Annotated in this window: 18 protein-coding genes; 6 read left to right on the top strand and 12 right to left on the bottom strand. The window is 55.5% G+C overall.

Translation table 11 applies throughout. From position 1 onward, the window contains the following. Positions 1-237 carry a DUF1656 domain-containing protein gene (locus IM271_RS02250; protein ID WP_028012903.1) on the bottom strand — a complete coding sequence of 79 codons (237 nt, stop codon included), beginning with the start codon at positions 235-237 and terminating at the stop codon, positions 1-3. 186 nt (positions 238-423) lie between these two features. Here IM271_RS02250 and slyA point away from each other — a divergent pair, with 186 nt between their 5' ends. Then, complete coding sequence (gene slyA, locus IM271_RS02245; RefSeq protein WP_028012904.1) at positions 424-864, top strand: transcriptional regulator SlyA; 441 nt, start codon at positions 424-426, stop codon at positions 862-864. A 37-nt stretch (positions 865-901) separates the two neighbouring features. Here the strand turns inward: slyA and IM271_RS02240 are convergent, their stop codons facing one another. Further along, positions 902-2263: a GGDEF domain-containing protein gene (locus tag IM271_RS02240; protein WP_063153894.1), complete on the bottom strand. Its 1362-nt coding sequence runs from the start codon at positions 2261-2263 to the stop codon at positions 902-904. 196 nt (positions 2264-2459) lie between these two features. Then, positions 2460-2927, bottom strand: a complete 468-nt coding sequence (gene slyB / locus IM271_RS02235; RefSeq protein WP_028012906.1) for an outer membrane lipoprotein SlyB — start codon at positions 2925-2927, stop codon at positions 2460-2462. Positions 2928-3182: 255 nt separating this feature from the next. On the opposite strand from slyB, the gene anmK reads away from it, so the two are divergent. The 5 genes from anmK to pdxY all read left to right on the top strand — a co-directional run bounded on the left by anmK (position 3183) and on the right by pdxY (position 7765). Next, a complete protein-coding gene (gene anmK, locus IM271_RS02230; protein ID WP_028012907.1) occupies positions 3183-4307 on the top strand; it encodes an anhydro-N-acetylmuramic acid kinase in 1125 nt (374 codons plus the stop codon). Positions 4308-4400: 93 nt separating this feature from the next. Then, positions 4401-4724, top strand: coding sequence for a C-type lysozyme inhibitor (gene mliC / locus IM271_RS02225; RefSeq protein WP_126345686.1), 324 nt, complete (start codon positions 4401-4403; stop codon positions 4722-4724). 57 nt (positions 4725-4781) lie between these two features. Then, positions 4782-5438 (top strand): pyridoxamine 5'-phosphate oxidase, encoded by a 657-nt coding sequence (gene pdxH / locus IM271_RS02220; RefSeq protein ID WP_028012909.1) that lies wholly within the window; start codon positions 4782-4784, stop codon positions 5436-5438. 125 nt (positions 5439-5563) lie between these two features. Next, a complete protein-coding gene (gene tyrS, locus IM271_RS02215) occupies positions 5564-6838 on the top strand; it encodes a tyrosine--tRNA ligase (protein WP_028012910.1) in 1275 nt (424 codons plus the stop codon). 66 nt (positions 6839-6904) lie between these two features. Beyond that, complete coding sequence (gene pdxY, locus IM271_RS02210; protein ID WP_193052109.1) at positions 6905-7765, top strand: pyridoxal kinase PdxY; 861 nt, start codon at positions 6905-6907, stop codon at positions 7763-7765. Between the two features lie 60 nt (positions 7766-7825). Here pdxY and gstA read toward each other — a convergent pair whose 3' ends face one another. From gstA to rsxA, 9 genes are all read right to left on the bottom strand, one after another. Continuing rightward, positions 7826-8431: a glutathione transferase GstA gene (gene gstA, locus IM271_RS02205; RefSeq protein ID WP_028012912.1), complete on the bottom strand. Its 606-nt coding sequence runs from the start codon at positions 8429-8431 to the stop codon at positions 7826-7828. A gap of 105 nt (positions 8432-8536) precedes the next feature. Next, positions 8537-10045, bottom strand: a complete 1509-nt coding sequence (gene dtpA, locus IM271_RS02200) for a dipeptide/tripeptide permease DtpA (RefSeq protein ID WP_028012913.1) — start codon at positions 10043-10045, stop codon at positions 8537-8539. A gap of 591 nt (positions 10046-10636) precedes the next feature. Next, a complete protein-coding gene (gene nth / locus IM271_RS02195) occupies positions 10637-11272 on the bottom strand; it encodes an endonuclease III (RefSeq protein ID WP_028012914.1) in 636 nt (211 codons plus the stop codon). Next, positions 11269-11955, bottom strand: coding sequence for an electron transport complex subunit E (locus tag IM271_RS02190; RefSeq protein WP_023617347.1), 687 nt, complete (start codon positions 11953-11955; stop codon positions 11269-11271). The genes nth and IM271_RS02190 overlap by 4 nt, the downstream gene beginning before the upstream one ends. 2 nt (positions 11956-11957) lie before the next feature. Continuing rightward, entirely contained in the window at positions 11958-12578 is a 621-nt protein-coding gene (gene rsxG, locus IM271_RS02185) for an electron transport complex subunit RsxG (protein WP_045261492.1), read from the bottom strand. Between the two features lie 10 nt (positions 12579-12588). Then, a complete protein-coding gene (rsxD, locus tag IM271_RS02180; protein WP_193052108.1) occupies positions 12589-13641 on the bottom strand; it encodes an electron transport complex subunit RsxD in 1053 nt (350 codons plus the stop codon). Then, positions 13642-15663 (bottom strand): electron transport complex subunit RsxC, encoded by a 2022-nt coding sequence (gene rsxC / locus IM271_RS02175; RefSeq protein ID WP_193052107.1) that lies wholly within the window; start codon positions 15661-15663, stop codon positions 13642-13644. Further along, on the bottom strand, positions 15656-16234 hold the full coding sequence (rsxB, locus tag IM271_RS02170; RefSeq protein ID WP_193052106.1) for an electron transport complex subunit RsxB: 579 nt from the start codon (positions 16232-16234) through the stop codon (positions 15656-15658). Before rsxB ends, rsxC begins: the two co-directional genes overlap by 8 nt. Beyond that, the gene (gene rsxA, locus IM271_RS02165; protein WP_028012919.1) at positions 16234-16815 is read right to left on the bottom strand and encodes an electron transport complex subunit RsxA; all 582 of its coding nucleotides are present in this window, start codon (positions 16813-16815) and stop codon (positions 16234-16236) included. The genes rsxB and rsxA overlap by 1 nt, the downstream gene beginning before the upstream one ends. Between the last annotated feature and the right edge of the window lie 40 nt (positions 16816-16855).

Here is a 16855-nt window from a genome sequence, read left to right as displayed (position 1 = left end):
TCACCACACGATCAGAACAGCAAGGCCCAGGCATACGGAGAGGGCAAACAGGGAGAGATCCATCAGCATGGGGTGCCAGATTTCGCCGGAGTACATCCAGTCGCGAAGCAGGCGATGCGCGATGAGCCAGAGAACAAAGCCCACCAGCACGGCTTTAAACAGGGGAGGAAAGTAGACTGACGCACCGAAGATCAGGTCCTGAAGGGGTAAACCTTCTGAGCGATGAAAAAAGATCACAGGCAGAAATCCTTTGCAGTGAACAGAATGCCGCGTTGGCTTGTCTGAGTATGAAGAAGCATCATAATTCAGTGTAAGTCATACTTTTGAGTCCGATGAATGCAGTATTGCATTTGTTTTGCCAATACAAATGCTGCACACTATTCTAAAATCAGTATAATAACTTAGCAAGCTAATTATAAGGAGATGAAATTGGAATCGCCATTAGGTTCTGATCTGGCAAGGTTGGTACGCGTCTGGCGTGCTCTGATTGACCATCGCCTGAAACCTCTGGAACTGACGCAGACGCATTGGGTCACGTTGCACAACATTCATCAGCTGCCGCCCGACCAGTCGCAAATTCAACTGGCTAAAGCGATAGGCATTGAGCAACCGTCGCTGGTGCGCACGCTTGACCAACTGGAAGAGAAGGGACTGATCTCCCGGCAAACCTGCGCCAGCGATCGTCGCGCCAAGCGCATTAAGCTGACGGAGAAAGCGGCGCCTATCATCACTGAAATGGAAGCGGTGATCACCAAAACGCGCGGTGAAATCCTTTCAGGCGTTTCACCGACGGAGCTGGAAATGCTCATCAGCCTCATTGCGCGCCTTGAGCAAAACATTCACGAGCTACAGTCTCGCGACTGACCAGACAACACGGCCTTGCATCTGCAAGGCCTTGTTTTTACTTAAAGACAACGACGCGGTTACGGCCCGTCTCTTTCGCTTCATACATCGCCTTATCGGCACTTTCCACGCACGCTTCTGCGCTTACCGACGAAGAGGTTGCCGTAAACACCCCCATGCTGATGGTAATCGGCTCTGGTAACTGACCCTCGCTGCTAATTTTATCAAAACCGCTTAGCTTCAACCGAATGCGCTCCGCCACCTGATATGCGTCTTCTGCGGAGGTGTTTGCCAGCATCAGGACAAACTCTTCGCCGCCGATTCGCGCTGCGATATCCTGCGGACGTACGGAGTCCATCAGCAGATTGGCGACAAACTGCAGGACTTTATCTCCCTGCAGGTGACCGTAGTTGTCGTTGATACGCTTGAAACGATCGAGATCGCTGACGATAACCGAAACCGGGCGGCTGGGTTTGGCGATGCCCAGCGCCTGGTTTAACGATTCATAAAAATAGCTGCGGTTATAAAGGCGCGTGAGCGGATCGCGAATCGAATTTTGATACGACTGCTGATACTTCAAATGGGAGTCACGATACAACCTGAAGACATCATAGAGCAGCACAAAAATAATAATCAGCGTCGCGACGGTTTCAAATAATCGGGCGCGATACCAGGATATATCTTCTGCATGTCCGCCTACCAACAGCATAGAGAGCGTGACGACATAGCAGACACACAGAAAATTACCGCCTACCCAGAACAGATTACGCACGCGCGTAATAAACATCAGCGTGGCTAGTGTCACGACCCAGAGAACGATTAATGAAATATTAATGCTGTGGCTCCAGAGAACCATAAACTGCCGCGTTTCATTATCAACCAGATCGAGGGATAGAAACGGGGAATGGCTGGAATACATCCAGGCCAGAATCACCATACATGCGGTAAAAAGAAATGAACCGCTAACGATGATGATATGCGCCAACCGTGAAAGGGGCAGATTGCGCGTGGGATAAAGTAATGCCGAAACGATCATCAGCACCGCCATTAAGAGGTGGCGGAACATATAGTAGATCATCGCATCGTTGTAGTTCACAACGTTGAACTGATAGAGATCCAGCCACGCCGGAAAGCTGGTCAATGTTCCGACCATCAGCAAGGCCGAACCGGCAAAGGCAAATGAGATGGCAATCAGATAGAGCCGCCGCTTATCACACCAGTATTTCATTGCCATAAAACAGGCAATAAACAGGTGAAACACGAGTAAAAAAATGGTGAGTGTGGGGAACAAAAGAGGCGAAAAGGACGGAACCCAGTCAACCAGTTTTGAAAATAAAGCCTGTAATATTCCGATGACGACCAAGCAACCGAAACAGAACGAGATATAACGACCTTTTACAGAACGACTATTCGCAAGCATATAAAGTTATACAAATTAAAATAATTATGAAGAGATGATTGCGAAGAGTTTAATCAATTAGCACGCTAAATACTTTGCGCAGAAACAATATATGGCGCGTTTAATAATGTGTGGGGTGAATGTATTCTGTAAATATATTTGTGAGAGTGATATATATTGTAAATGGATGTGGCCTGATGACCACATCCATTTTTAATTAACGCGGAGAAACGGTAACCTGGCTGCCGTTGCTCGCCAGCACGACGCGTTGACCCGCAGAGAAGCGGGTGTTGCCCTGTTTCTGAACAACCATAATGGTGCTGCCGTCGTCTTTACGAATTTCCAGCTCTACACCCTGGGTTTTGTTCATCGCGCCCTGAACGCCCTGACCCGCGACACCACCCGCTACAGCGCCGGCTGCGGTTGCCAGAGAACGGCCCGTGCCGCCGCCAACGGTATTACCCAGGAAACCACCCAGTACAGCACCGCCGATTGCGCCCATCACGTTGTTTTCATCACCACCCTGAATTTGTACAGGACGGGCGTTAACAACGGTACCGTAAGTCACGCTCTGAACCTGTTTTGCTTCAGAAGCGCTGTAAACGTCGCCAGACAGCGAGCTGTCGTTTACACAGCCAGCCAGGGTTAAACCAATCAGCGAAACGCCCAGTACACGTACAATCATTTGAATCTCCTGTTCACCAAAAACGCCCATCTGGAGGCATCCGTTATGGCTAAATTATATGGCATAAAGAGCCATAGTTCATATCTTTGCACTAACAATAAGAAAATTGTACTTGAATTTGACTTAACGAGACATAAACAGGAGCCACTCGCCATACCGGCAAGACATTGTTAAAAAATATTATCGTCGGATGGCAAAGGAGCGCTGTTTATGGTTGAGTGGATATCCTTAGCCCACGCAACGTAAGGAAAGCGCATGAAATCGGGTCGCTACATTGGTGTGATGTCGGGCACCAGTCTGGATGGGGTAGATGTCGTTCTGGCCGCCATTGACGAACATATGGTGGCACAGCAGGCGAGCCTGACCTGGCCAATCCCCCTTTCGCTGAAAGAGGACATTCTGAGCATCTGTCAGGGGCAGCAGTTAACCCTCTCCCAGCTTGGTCAACTTGATGTTCGGCTGGGGGCGCTGTTTGCGGATGCGGTGCAGGCGTTAATGCAAAAAGAACACCTTCGTCCCCAGGATGTGGTCGCCATCGGGTGTCACGGACAAACCGTCTGGCATGAGCCGACTGGCGACGCGCCGCATACGTTGCAAATCGGCGATAACAACCAGATTGTGGCGAAGACGGGCGTAACGGTCGTCGGGGATTTTCGTCGCCGCGATATTGCCCTTGGCGGCCAGGGCGCGCCGCTGGTGCCTGCCTTCCATCAGGCGTTGCTGGCGCACCCTACAGAACGCCGCATGGTGCTCAACATAGGCGGGATTGCTAACCTCTCGATGCTTATTCCGGGGCAGCCCGTTCGCGGCTACGATACCGGCCCGGGGAATATGTTAATGGATGCCTGGATCTGGCGGCAGTGCGGTCAACCGTACGATAAAAACGCCGAGTGGGCGAGCGAGGGTAAAGTGGTTCTCCCGCTGCTGCAGTCCATGCTCAGCGACCCTTATTTTGCCTTACCGGCGCCGAAAAGCACGGGACGAGAATACTTCAACTTTGGCTGGCTCGAGCGCCAGCTTGCGCTGTTCCCGGCACTCGCCCCGCAGGATGTCCAGGCGACGCTTGCCGAATTAACGGCCGTGTCGATCTCTGAGCAAGTGCTGCTCAGCGGCGGCTGCGAACGCCTGCTGGTGTGCGGCGGGGGAAGCCGAAACCCGCTGGTGATGGCGCGTCTTGCCGGGCTGCTGCCGGGCACTGAGGTGACCACGACGGACGAGGCCGGCATCAGCGGGGATGATATGGAAGCGCTGGCTTTCGCCTGGCTTGCCTGGCGCACTATCGCAGGGCTGCCAGGGAATTTGCCGTCGGTAACCGGCGCGCGCGAGGCCAGCGTCCTCGGGGCGATTTTCCCTGCAAATCCTCGTCATAATCAGAGTTAACTGAAATTCAGCGCGGCGCCTCGTCGTTAGAATGGAATAAAACAGGGGGGCAGCCATGCCCTCCAGGACCAGGAAAGTCTTCGGAATACGCCCATGAAAAAACTTCTTCTTATTGCCGCGCCTTTATTGCTGTCAGGATGCAGCGTCTATAACCAGTTCCTTGAGCGCATGCATACCGATACGCTGGAGTATCGCTGCGATGAAAAACCGCTGACCGTGAAGCTGAATAACCCGCGTCAGGAAGCCAGCTTCGTATACGATAACAAGCTGCTAACCCTTAAGCAGGGTATCTCGGCCTCCGGGGCGCGTTATTCGGACGGCATCTATGTCTTCTGGTCGAAAGGCGACAGCGCCACGGTCTACAAACGAGACCGCATTGTGCTGAACAACTGCCAGCTTGAAAATCCGAAGCGTTGAGATTTTTACAGGGGCGGCGCACAATAGCGCCACCCAATCTCAAGATCAGCTAACGCCATGTCAGATAACGACGAACTGCAGCAAATTGCGCATCTGCGCCGTGAATACACCAAAGGCGGCCTGCGTCGCCAGGATCTTCCCGCTGAACCCCTCGTGCTTTTTGAGCGCTGGCTGAAACAGGCCTGCGACGCGAAGCTGGCCGACCCAACGGCCATGGTCGTCGCGACGGTAGATGAAAACGGTCAACCGTATCAGCGCATCGTCTTGCTTAAGCATTACGACGAGAAAGGGCTGGTGTTCTATACCAATCTGGGCAGCCGCAAGGCGCACCACTTAGAAAACAACCCGCGCATCAGCCTGCTGTTCCCGTGGCATATGCTTGAACGTCAGGTGATGGTCACCGGGAAAGCGGAACGTCTCTCGACCCTTGAGGTGGTGAAGTATTTCCACAGCCGCCCGCGCGACAGCCAGATTGGCGCCTGGGTATCAAAACAGTCCAGCCGGATCTCTGCCCGCGGCGTGCTGGAAAGTAAATTCCTGGAGCTGAAACAGAAGTTCCAGCAGGGGGAAATTCCGCTGCCGAGCTTCTGGGGCGGCTTCCGCATTCCGATTGAGCAGATGGAATTCTGGCAGGGCGGTGAGCATCGCCTGCATGACCGCTTTTTATACCAGCGCGAGAATGGCGGCTGGAAAATCGACAGACTGGCCCCGTAATCCCCGAAATTTGTTGATTTAAGCGCTAGCGCACACCGCGCTTGCGCTTTATTCTATGGTCCTTTCGCATCAGGCGAAAAGTCGTGTACCGGCAAAGGTGCAGTCGTTTATACATGGAGAATTTGATGGCAAGCAGTAACTTGATTAAACAATTGCAAGAGCGGGGCCTCGTGGCCCAGGTGACGGACGAGGAAGCGTTAGCAGAGCGACTGGCGCAAGGCCCGATCGCGCTCTATTGCGGCTTCGATCCCACCGCTGACAGCTTGCATTTGGGGCATCTTGTTCCATTGTTATGCCTGAAACGCTTCCAGATGGCGGGCCATAAGCCTGTTGCCCTGGTGGGCGGCGCGACCGGTCTGATTGGTGACCCGAGCTTTAAAGCCGCGGAGCGTAAGCTGAACACCGAAGATACCGTGCAGGAGTGGGTGGATAAGATCCGCAAACAGGTTGCACCGTTCCTCGACTTCAACTGTGGTGATAACTCTGCCATTGCTGCTAACAACTACGACTGGTTTGGCGGCATGAACGTGCTGACCTTCCTGCGTGACATCGGCAAGCACTTCTCTGTTAACCAGATGATTAACAAAGAAGCGGTTAAGCAGCGTCTGAACCGTGACGATCAGGGTATCTCCTTTACCGAGTTCTCCTACAACCTGCTGCAGGGCTATGACTTTGCCTGCTTGAACAAGCTGCACGGCGTCTCTCTGCAGATCGGCGGCTCTGACCAGTGGGGGAACATCACCTCCGGTATCGACCTGACCCGTCGTCTGCATCAGAACCAGGTCTTCGGCCTGACCGTTCCACTGATCACCAAAGCAGACGGCACCAAATTCGGTAAAACCGAAGGCGGCGCGGTGTGGCTCGATCCGAAGAAAACCAGCCCGTACAAATTCTATCAGTTCTGGATCAACACGGCGGACGCCGATGTTTACCGCTTCCTGAAGTTCTTCACCTTCATGGACATTGCAGAGATCAATGCGCTGGAAGAGGAAGATAAGAACAGCGGTAAAGCGCCGCGTGCCCAGTACGTGCTGGCGGACGAAGTGACCAAACTGGTTCATGGTGAAGAGGGCCTGGCCGCGGCAAAACGCATCACCGCAAGCCTGTTCAACGGTACGCTGAGCGATCTGAGCGAAGCGGACTTCGAACAGCTGGCGCAGGACGGCGTGCCGATGGTTGAGATGGAAAAAGGAGCTGACCTGATGCAGGCGCTGGTGGACTCTGAGCTCCAGCCTTCCCGTGGTCAGGCGCGTAAAACCATCGCCTCCAACGCTATCACCATCAACGGTGAAAAGCAGGCTGATCCGGAATACACCTTCGTTGACGGCGATCGTCTGTATGGCCGCTACACGCTGCTGCGCCGCGGTAAGAAAAACTACTGTCTGGTCTGCTGGAAGTAAGTAAAAGTCTCGAGGGGCGTGGGAAACCACGCCCTTTTTGTTTGTTCAGGGTTTGGTAAGAAAAAGATGAAGAACATCCTCGCCATTCAGTCCCACGTTGTGTTTGGACATGCTGGAAATAGCGCAGCGGAATTCCCAATGCGCCGCCTCGGCGCCAACGTCTGGCCTCTCAATACCGTGCAGTTCTCTAACCACACGCAATACGGCAAATGGACCGGCTGCGTGATGCCGCCTTCGCACCTCACAGAGGTTGTGCAGGGTATTGCGGATATCGACCAGCTCAAGCGCTGCGACGCCGTTCTGAGCGGCTACCTCGGCTCAGCGGAGCAGGGGGAACACATCCTCGGCATCGTCCGTCAGGTGAAAGCGGCAAACCCGGCGGCAAAATATTTCTGCGACCCCGTTATGGGACACCCGGAGAAAGGCTGCATTGTGGCGCCTGGCGTAGCGGAATTTCACGTTCGCCATGCGCTGCCCGCCAGCGATATCATTGCGCCCAACCTGATTGAGCTGGAGATCCTCTGCGAGCATCCGGTTAACAGCGTAGAAGAGGCTGTACGTGCGTCTCGCGAGCTGATAGCCCAGGGGCCGGAGATTGTGCTGGTAAAACATCTCGCCCGCGCAGGGCTGACCCAGGAGCGTTTTGAGATGCTGCTGGTGACGAAAGATGACGCATGGCATATCAGCCGTCCGCTGGTGGATTTCGGCACGCGTCAGCCGGTGGGCGTGGGTGATGTGACCAGCGGGCTGCTGCTGGTGAAACTGTTGCAGGGTGCAACGGTGAGAGACGCGCTGGAGCACGTGACGGCAGCGGTATACGAAATTATGATTGCGACGAAAGAGATGCAGGAATATGAACTGCAGGTGGTCGCGGCACAGGATCGTATCGCGAAGCCGGAGCACTATTTCATCGCCACACGGCTATAATCGTCCAGAGTTCGTAGGCCGGGTAAGCGTCAGCGCCACCCGGCAACACAGACGGCTCGCTTAATTCAACCCTTCCGCTTTTAGCGCTGCGGCCACCGCTGGACGCTCCGCCACGCGCGCCATATACGATGCGATGTGGTCCAACCCTTCCAGGTTCAGCTTAACCGCACGCGCCCAGCGCAGTACGGTAAACAGGTACGCGTCGGCAATGGTGAAGCGTGAACCACAAATCCACTGATCGTCTTTCAGCGATTCGTTAACATACTGCAGCTTTTTCTCCAGCAGAGCTCGCACGGTCGGCTTGTACTCTTCCGGCGTATCCGGGCGGAAGAGGGGGGTAAAACCTTTGTGCAGCTCGGTGGCGATATAGTTCAACCACTCCAGCGTTTTATAACGTGCGACGCTGCCGGTAGGGGCAAGGAGCTGGCGATCCGGTACGTTGTCCGCCAGGAATTGCATAATCGCCACGCCTTCGGTCAGCAGAGTTCCGTCATCCAACAGCAGGGCCGGAACCTGCCCTTTTGGGTTAATCGCAAAAAAGTCATCCCCGTTTTCCAGGCGCTTTTTCATCAGATCAACGCCATCCAGCGTGAAATCTTTGCCGCTCTCGCGCAGGGTGATATGGGAAGCAAGAGAGCACGCGCCCGGTTTGTAGAACAGTTTCATCGGTAACTCCTTTTTGCTGAGGTTTCAGCTATGTTAGTGCGCGAAGGGACAAAAAAAAAGCCGCTAATCTCTTAGCGGCTTCTGTTCTGTCGTTTCTCTCAAATATCACGCGGTAGCGGTTTTGTTCGCTTCCGCCGTCTTGTCGTCGTCCTGAGTCATTCGATTCAGTTTCGGCGCGGTCAGCAGCATCAGCGCCGCGATAACCGCCGTAGCGATACCAATCTGCATGAACACGGTACCGTAGACGTTCAGGGAGAGCAGCGGATCGGTCACGTTTTCTGGCACAGCCATCAGGTTCGCGATCTTACCGGCGATGATAGCCGCACCGGCAGTGGTCAGGAACCAACTACCCATAATGAAGCCCATCAGACGCTGTGGAACCAGCTGTGCAACCATCGCCAGACCCAGACCGGAGATCATCAGTTCGCCGATAGACTGCAGCGCGTAGCTCAGGATCAGCCAGTTAACGGACACGATACCGGCGTCGGACGCAAACTTTGTCCCCAGCGGCAGCACCAGGAACGCACCAGAACAGAGCACCATACCCACCGCGAACTTGTGCGGCATTGGCAGACGATCGCCCATCTTGTTATAGATTGCCGCCAGAATCGGGGAACCGATCATGATCCAGAATGGGTTCAGCGCCTGGAACTGCTCGGGTTCGAATGCGATACCCAGGATAGAGTGCTCAACGTTACGAATAGCGAAGAAGTTCAGAGAGGTTGGCATCTGGCTGTACAGCACGAAGAAGATAATCGCTTCCAGCATCAGAATGAACGCCACAATCATCTTACGACGGGCTGCACCCTTCATAGCGAACGCTTCTTTTGCGAAGATGACCACGATGCCCAGCGCAACTACGCCCAGAACGGCACGAGCGATACCCTGGTTGTGCAGCAGCCAGGTGGCGATCGCCGCCAGGACGACAACGCCCACGATGGTAGCCAGCAGCTTGCCCATATGTACAGGCTCGAAGTCAGGTTTTGAACCGTAGTCTTTCACCCAGTTGCGGCAGAACAGGAAGTTTACCACGGTGATCAGCATACCCACGAAGCTCAGCGCAAACGCCACGCTCCAGCCGAATTTCGCGGCCAGCCATGGGGTTGCCAGCATGGAAAAGAAGGAACCGATGTTGATGGACATGTAGTACATGGTAAATGCACCGTCCAGACGTGGGTCATCTTTGCTGTAGCAGGTTGAGAGCAGGGAAGACGGGTTCGCTTTGAACAGGCCGTTACCCACGGCGATGGTTGCCATGCCCATGTAGACCACAGCCGCATCATGTCCTGACCATGCAACCAGACCATAGCCAATAGCCAGAACAATGGCACCCAGCATAATGACGCGCTTAGTACCGAGAACTTTATCACCCAGCCAGCCGCCGATAGCAACCAGACCGTAAACGAGGGCACTAAAGGAGGAGAACAGCGTGATGGAATCGGCTTCGGACATACCCAGCTGTTTAACCAGGTAAACCGCCATGATCCCTTGCAGGCCGTAGTAACCAAAACGCTCCCATAACTCGATAGAGAAGATGAGATAAAACGCTTTCGGTTGTTTAAAAGCGTTCAGACTCACGCTTTCATCTGTTGGTTTATTGTTTGCAGTCGACACATATACCTCTTTTTTTACATCCCATATTAACGGGGGTGTTCATAGCGTGATGGCCGTAGCCCATCCGCCTTATAGTTATATTGGGAGGAGAAACGGCGGGTAATGTTCACTATCCTGTCCCATCTGGCAAGACGTTTGTAATAATCTGTTACATATATCTTGAGCGGTATAATTGTCGGTTTCTACAAATGTTATTTAGCGTTAAATTTTATACGATAACTAAAGGTAGTTTTTTCGACTGGAATACACCCTGTGTGATGGGGTTTTGGCGATATGTTCTGCTATTTGCCGTCTGTTGTAGTGATATAGCCCATATTCTGAAAAATAGCTGGTCTTATCTTCCGGCTAAACGCATTTAAATCTTGCCCGGCAAAGGGTTTGCGATGACTTTGACTACAAAAAATCAACATGACGTTATCAGAGTGATCGCGATCACAGATGTATAGAAATTTTTGGCTATGAAAAAAGTATTAACCTGTTTGAGCGTTATAGAGCCGAACAAGTGACAAGTCAGAAGAAAGTAAGGGCGGACAAATAACGGCCAAAAGAAGAACGAACGGTAGTCCTTCTTTTGGTAGGGGATTATGACGATCAGGGATAGACTTTTTCTTTATATTCGCAGAGATCTTCAATAACGCAGGAGCCGCAGCGCGGCTTTCGGGCTATGCAGGTATAACGACCGTGCAAAATCAGCCAGTGGTGGCAGTCAACCTTGAATTCGGCAGGAACCACTTTTAACAGCTTCTCTTCTACCTGCTCGACATTTTTCCCTGGGGCGAAGTTGGTCCGGTTTGAGACGCGGAATATATGCGTATCAACGGCGATGGTCGGCCAGCCAAACGCGGTATTGAGCACAACGTTCGCGGTTTTACGCCCCACGCCCGGCAAAGCTTCCAGCGCGGCGCGATCTTCCGGCACTTCGCCTCCGTGCTGTTCCAGCAGGATCCGACAGGTCTTAATTACGTTCTCGGCTTTGCTGTTAAACAGGCCGATGGTTTTGATATAGGACTTCACGCCTTCGACGCCCAGCTCCAGCATGGCCTTCGGCGTATTGGCGACCGGATAGAGCAGGGCAGTGGCTTTATTGACGCTCACGTCGGTCGCCTGCGCAGAGAGCAACACCGCGATCAGCAGCTCAAACGGGGAGGTAAAATTCAGCTCCGTCGTCGGGTGCGGGTTCTCGTCCCGCAGACGGGTCAGGATCGCAATGCGCTTTTCTTTATTCATGAGGCCTTCTCGGGTGTCCCTTCCAGAACGCTGCGCTCAGCCGCGCGGCGCTTACGTTTCTCATCTATCAGGTATTTTATTGCCAGCATCATGCCGAGGCCAATAAACGCGCCGGGCGGCAGCATCGCCAGCAGGAACGGCGTATCGGTGTGAAACACCTCAACGCGCAGCGCTTTAGCCCAGCCGCCCAGCAGCGCATCTGCGCCGTCGAACAGCGTACCGTTGCCGAGGATTTCACGCAGCGAGCCCAGCACGAACATGGCGCACGTGGCGCCCATGCCAATGGAAAAACCATCCAGCGCAGACATGGCCGGGCTGTTTTTCACCGCGAACGCTTCCGCACGCCCGACCACAATACAGTTGGTGACGATAAGAGGAATGAAAATCCCGAGCGACTGGTACAGACCAAACGCGTAGGCGTTAATCAGCATCTGGACAATACTGACCACCGACGCAATGATCATGACATAAATCGGAATACGAATTTCCGACGGCGTCCAGCGTCGCAGGGCAGAGATGGAGAGGTTGGTCAGGGTCAATACCAGCGTGGTTGCCAGACCCAGACCGAGCGCGTTGGTGGCGGTGGATGTCACCGCCAGCAGGGGGCACATGCCCAGAAGCTGTACCAGCGCGGAGTTGTTTTTCCACAATCCCTGGACAATAACCTCTTTAACCTGGCTCATGATTACTCCTCACAGGCCGGAAGATTGTTGATCTGCGCGGGCAGCGTTTCAGCGTACAGCCCGGCTCGTTTTACGGCGTTTACCACCGCCCGCGGGGTGATGGTTGCGCCCGTGAACTGGTCAAACTCGCCGCCGTCTTTCTTCACCGCAAACGCGGTGTCATCTTCACCATGGATCACTTTACCGGCAAAGTGCAAAATCCAGTCGCTCAGACGGGTTTCAATTTTGTCGCCAAGACCCGGCGTTTCATGATGCTCCGTCACGCGGGTGCCCAGGATGGTACCGGAGAAATCGCTGCCCACGAGCAGCTGAATGGCGCCGGAATAGCCATCAGGCGCGGTCGCTTCCATCACCGCGCCGACCGGTTTATCCCCTTTGCGGGCGATAAAGAGGCGGTGCGGGCCTTTCCCAAGCTGCGGCGCGTCTACCACAAAGCAGCTTTTTTGCAGGTCATTATCGTAGAAATCGGACGGGATCACCTGATCGAACAGCGCCTTTTGCTGCTTCGAGGCCTGTTCTTCGATGGTCGTTTTGGTCAGCGCATTAACCAGTGCCGTCAGCCCCGTCAGGACCGCGGCGAAGACAGCCAGCGTGACGCCGTGTTTTTGCATCGTTTTTAACATGGCGAAACCCTTAGCGATGGCCGTACACGCGCGGACGCGTGTAATAGTCGATGAGCGGAACGGTAATGTTGGCGAGCAGGACGGCAAAGGCCACGCCGTCCGGGTAGCCGCCAAAGCTGCGGATGAGCCAAACCAGCAGGCCAGCCAGCGCGCCGAAGATCAGGCGTCCGCGGTTAGTCGTTGAGGCCGTCACCGGATCCGTCAGGATAAAGAAGGCACCCAGCATGGTCGCGCCGGAGAGCAGGTGCATCTGCGGGCTGGCCAGCAATTCAGGAGAGAATACCCAGCCCAGCGTGGCACAGACCGCCAGCGTCACGAGGAAGCTGACCGGAATATGCCAGCGGATAGCCTTCTGCTGCAACAGGAACAGGCCGCCCAGCAGATACGCCAGGTTGACCCACTGCCAGCCCGCTCCCGCCAGCACGCCGCTGTAGATGGCGGACTTCATGATTTGTTCAACGCTGTGCCCGGCATGCAGGGACGTTTTAAACGTATCGAGCGGCGTCGCCTGGCTGATACCGTCCACGCCCATACGCAGCGCGTTCATATCCGCACCGAGTGCGGTATGGCCGGTAAAGATCACCTGCAGAGCATCCATAAAGCCGGGCACCGTGGCTGCAATCTCGTGCGGTGGCAGCCAGCTGGTCATCTGTACCGGGAAAGAGATCAGCAGCACCACGTAACCAATCATCGCCGGGTTAAACGGGTTATGACCGAGGCCGCCATAGAGCTGTTTGGCAATAATCACGGCAAACACGGTGCCGAGCACCACCATCCACCACGGGGCAAGCGGGGGAATGCTAATGGCCAGCAGCAGGCCGGTCAGCAGAGCGGAGTTGTCCGCCAGGATGCGGGAAACCGCCATCTTGCGCAGCTTCAGCACGAGGGCTTCCGCCGCGACGGCGCTGGCGCATCCAAGAGCTATCTGGAACAGAGTTCCCCAGCCGAAAAACCAGCACTGAACGGCAATGCCCGGCAGCGCGGCCAGGCAGACCAGCATCATGATGCGCGAGGTCTGGCGCTGATTGTGGGTGTAAGGGGAACTTGCGATTCTGAAAACCATTTAATCCTCGTTTACGGCTTGCTGTGCGGCTTTCTTTGCCTGAACGCGCGCAATGGCGGCGGCGACGGCGGCCTTGCGCGGGTCATCGTTGGCGGCCTGCGGCTGCTCTTCCTGCTGTGCTGCTTTGCGCGCTTTGGCGCGGGCTATCGCCGCTTCAACGGCGGCTTTACGTGGGTCGACCGGTGCTTCAGGTTCTGCGGCTGGCGCTTGCTGCGCTGCTTTGCGCGCTTTGGCGCGGGCAATCGCCGCTTCAACGGCAGCTTTACGCGGATCGACCGGTTCCTGTTCAACCACCACAGGCTGCTCCCCGGCCTTGCGCGCTTTGGCACGGGCTATTGCCGCCTCAACGGCGGCTTTGCGTGGATCGATTTCAGCTTCCGGCTGCGCCGCTTGCGCTTTTTCCGCCTGACGGGCGCGGGCCGCAGCTTTACGCGCCTCGCGGGCGGCAATCGCTTCGCTGTTATCCGGTTTTTCACCGGCCTGGATCACCAGCGTCTGGGCGGCACTGGCTTTTTTCTCGCGAACGCGCGCCAGTGCGGCGTTGATTGCATCCTGATCTTTCCCGGCAGGCTGAACGGCGGCCTGCTTATGTCGCTCCTGACGAGCCATCTTCTCACGTTCGAGACGCGCCTGACGCGCTTCGAAACGTGCCTTGGCTTCCGCGGCGCGTTTTTCTTCCATGGAGATGGCATAAATCTCGGCCTTCTCCTGGCGGAAGTACTGCACCAGCGGAATGTTGCTTGGGCAGACCCAGGCGCAGGCGCCGCATTCGATGCAGTCGGCCAGGTTATGGGCTTTGGCTTTATCGTGCAGCTGGCCTTTGCTGTACCAGTACAGCTGCTGCGGGAGGAGATCCGCCGGGCAGGCATCGGCACAGGCGCTGCAGCGGATGCAGCCTTTCTCTTCCTGCTCTTCCCCCATTTCGGTTGGGGAAGGGGCAAGCAGGCAGTTGGTGATTTTCACTACCGGAACGTCGAGCCACGGCAGGGTAAAGCCCATCAGCGGACCGCCCATGATCACCATCTGGTCGCTGGCAGGGCAAAATTCAGCCTGTTCCAGCAGATGGCGCACCGGCGTGCCGAGGCGCGCCCAGACGTTACCCGGACGAGAGACAGACTCTCCGGTCAGCGTTACCACGCGCTCGGTCAACGGCTCGCCGTCAATCACCGCACGCTTGACGGCGTAAGCGGTGCCGACGTTTTGCATCAGCACGCCGATATCCGACGAGCGTCCGCCGTGCGGGACCTGCTTGCCGGTGAGGATTTGCGTCAGCTGTTTTGCGCCGCCAGAGGGGTACTTGGTCGGAATAACGCGCAGGGCGATATCATGGCTACCGGCCAGCACGGCGCGCAGCATTGAAATAGCCTGCGGTTTATTGTCTTCGATACCAATCAGTACTTCCCGCGGCTGCAGAATATGCGCGAGGATGCGGATGCCTTCCACCACCTGGGCGGCGCAGTCCTGCATCAGACGATCGTCGGCGGTGATGTACGGCTCGCACTCGGCGGCGTTGATAATCAGCGTCTGAATCTTATCGCTACCGCCGCGCAGCTTGACGCCGGTCGGGAAGCCCGCGCCGCCAAGCCCGGCGACGCCGAACTGATGAATACGCTCAATGAGCGCTTCGCGGCTCTGGCTGCGGTAGTCGCTCCAGCCGTCACGGTCAATCCAGCGATCTTCGCCGTCGGCTTCAATAATCACGCTCAGTTCCGACAACGCGGAAGGATGCGCCACCGTATGAGGGGCAATCGCCACCACTTTCCCGGAAGTAGGGGCGTGTACCGGCAGCATACGTCCGCGTCCGAAGGTCAGCGGCTGACCGCGCAGCACCGTATCGCCTTCTTTCACGCACAGCTCGCCCTCAGCGCCAATATGCTGCTTGAGCGGCATGACGTAACGCGTCGCCAGCGGAATTTGACGCAGCGGCGTGCCGCTGGACTGGGTTTTCATCTCTGGCGGATGGATACCGCCGTCAAAGTCCCAGATCTTCTCTTTTCTGAAAGCAGAAAATAACTTAAGCATGTTGTTCCACAGGAATATTGCGAACCGGAATGGTTTGAAGATCCCACTTCCAGCTTTCGGTAGTCGTTTCAACCGGGCGCAGCTCTATACATTGCGTCGGGCAGGGGGCCACGCAGAGGTTACAGCCGGTGCAGAGATCCGCCACAACGGTGTGCATGGCGCGGGTCGCGCCGACAATGGCGTCGACCGGGCAGGCCTGAATACATTTGGTGCAGCCGATGCAGTTTGCTTCGTCGATCACCGCGAGGGCGCGAACCGGCTCCTGGACTTCCGCATCGCTATCAACGGGCTGCGGATCGACGTTAAGCAGGGCGGCAATTTTCAGCATCACCGCTTCGCCGCCGGGCGCACAGCGGTTAATTTTTTCACCCTGAATGCCTACCGCTTCAGCGTAAGGGCGGCAGCCCGGGTAGCCGCACTGTCCACACTGACTTTGCGGCAAAAGCTCATCAATTTTTTCAACAACAGGATCGTCCTCTACCGCGAAACGGCGGGAGGCGTAGCCCAGGATAAGGCCAAACACCAACCCCAGGACGCTGATAGAGGCGATGGCAATCCAGATAGCATTCATTACAACTTCACCAGACCACTAAAGCCCATAAAGGCCAGAGACATTAAACCCGCGGTCACCAGCGCAATGGCATTACCGCGAAATGGCGCGGGGATATCCGCTGCTGCCAGACGTTCGCGAATCGACGCGAACAGCACCATAACAAATGAGAAACCGACAGCGGCGGAGAAGCCGTACAGCGCCGACTGCATGAAGTTATGGCCAAGGTTGATGTTCAGCAGCGCCACGCCAAGCACCGCACAGTTGGTGGTGATCAGCGGCAGGAAGATACCCAGCAGGCGATAGAGCGCCGGGCTGGTTTTACGCACCACCATTTCGGTAAATTGCACCACCACCGCAATGACCAGAATAAACGCCAGCGTGCGGAGATAGATTAACCCCAGCGGGATGAGGATCCAGGTGTCAATCAACCACGCGCAGATGGACGCCAGCGTCATGACGAAGGTCGTCGCCAGCCCCATGCCCATCGCCGTTTCCAGCTTTTTGGACACGCCCATAAACGGGCACAGGCCAAGGAACTTCACCAGAACGAAGTTGTTAACCAGCACGGTGCCGACAAAGAGCAGTAAGTAATCGGTCATTATTTAGCCTGAAATAAAAAAGCCGCCTATTATCGGACAA

Origin of the sequence: Enterobacter cloacae complex sp. I3, from assembly GCF_014896175.1 — a bacterium.
GTDB classification, from domain to species: Bacteria; Pseudomonadota; Gammaproteobacteria; order Enterobacterales; family Enterobacteriaceae; genus Enterobacter; species Enterobacter bugandensis.
The sequence above is the reverse complement of the archived record's forward strand: the minus strand, read 5'-3'. Positions and strand labels throughout refer to the sequence as shown.

Excerpts from the sequence above, each read along its gene's own strand:
- slyA (WP_028012904.1), top strand. The coding sequence starts at position 424 with ATGAAATTGGAATCGCCATTAGGTTCTGATCTGGCAAGGTTGGTACGC.
- rsxG (WP_045261492.1), bottom strand. The coding sequence starts at position 12,578 with ATGTTAAAAACGATGCAAAAACACGGCGTCACGCTGGCTGTCTTCGCC.
- slyB (WP_028012906.1), bottom strand. The coding sequence starts at position 2,927 with ATGATTGTACGTGTACTGGGCGTTTCGCTGATTGGTTTAACCCTGGCT.
- rsxC (WP_193052107.1), bottom strand. The coding sequence starts at position 15,663 with ATGCTTAAGTTATTTTCTGCTTTCAGAAAAGAGAAGATCTGGGACTTT.
- IM271_RS02240 (WP_063153894.1), bottom strand. The coding sequence starts at position 2,263 with ATGCTTGCGAATAGTCGTTCTGTAAAAGGTCGTTATATCTCGTTCTGT.
- pdxY (WP_193052109.1), top strand. The coding sequence starts at position 6,905 with ATGAAGAACATCCTCGCCATTCAGTCCCACGTTGTGTTTGGACATGCT.
- rsxB (WP_193052106.1), bottom strand. The coding sequence starts at position 16,234 with ATGAATGCTATCTGGATTGCCATCGCCTCTATCAGCGTCCTGGGGTTG.
- rsxD (WP_193052108.1), bottom strand. The coding sequence starts at position 13,641 with ATGGTTTTCAGAATCGCAAGTTCCCCTTACACCCACAATCAGCGCCAG.
- pdxH (WP_028012909.1), top strand. The coding sequence starts at position 4,782 with ATGTCAGATAACGACGAACTGCAGCAAATTGCGCATCTGCGCCGTGAA.
- tyrS (WP_028012910.1), top strand. The coding sequence starts at position 5,564 with ATGGCAAGCAGTAACTTGATTAAACAATTGCAAGAGCGGGGCCTCGTG.
- IM271_RS02190 (WP_023617347.1), bottom strand. The coding sequence starts at position 11,955 with ATGAGCCAGGTTAAAGAGGTTATTGTCCAGGGATTGTGGAAAAACAAC.
- rsxA (WP_028012919.1), bottom strand. The coding sequence starts at position 16,815 with ATGACCGATTACTTACTGCTCTTTGTCGGCACCGTGCTGGTTAACAAC.
- anmK (WP_028012907.1), top strand. The coding sequence starts at position 3,183 with ATGAAATCGGGTCGCTACATTGGTGTGATGTCGGGCACCAGTCTGGAT.
- gstA (WP_028012912.1), bottom strand. The coding sequence starts at position 8,431 with ATGAAACTGTTCTACAAACCGGGCGCGTGCTCTCTTGCTTCCCATATC.
- mliC (WP_126345686.1), top strand. The coding sequence starts at position 4,401 with ATGAAAAAACTTCTTCTTATTGCCGCGCCTTTATTGCTGTCAGGATGC.
- nth (WP_028012914.1), bottom strand. The coding sequence starts at position 11,272 with ATGAATAAAGAAAAGCGCATTGCGATCCTGACCCGTCTGCGGGACGAG.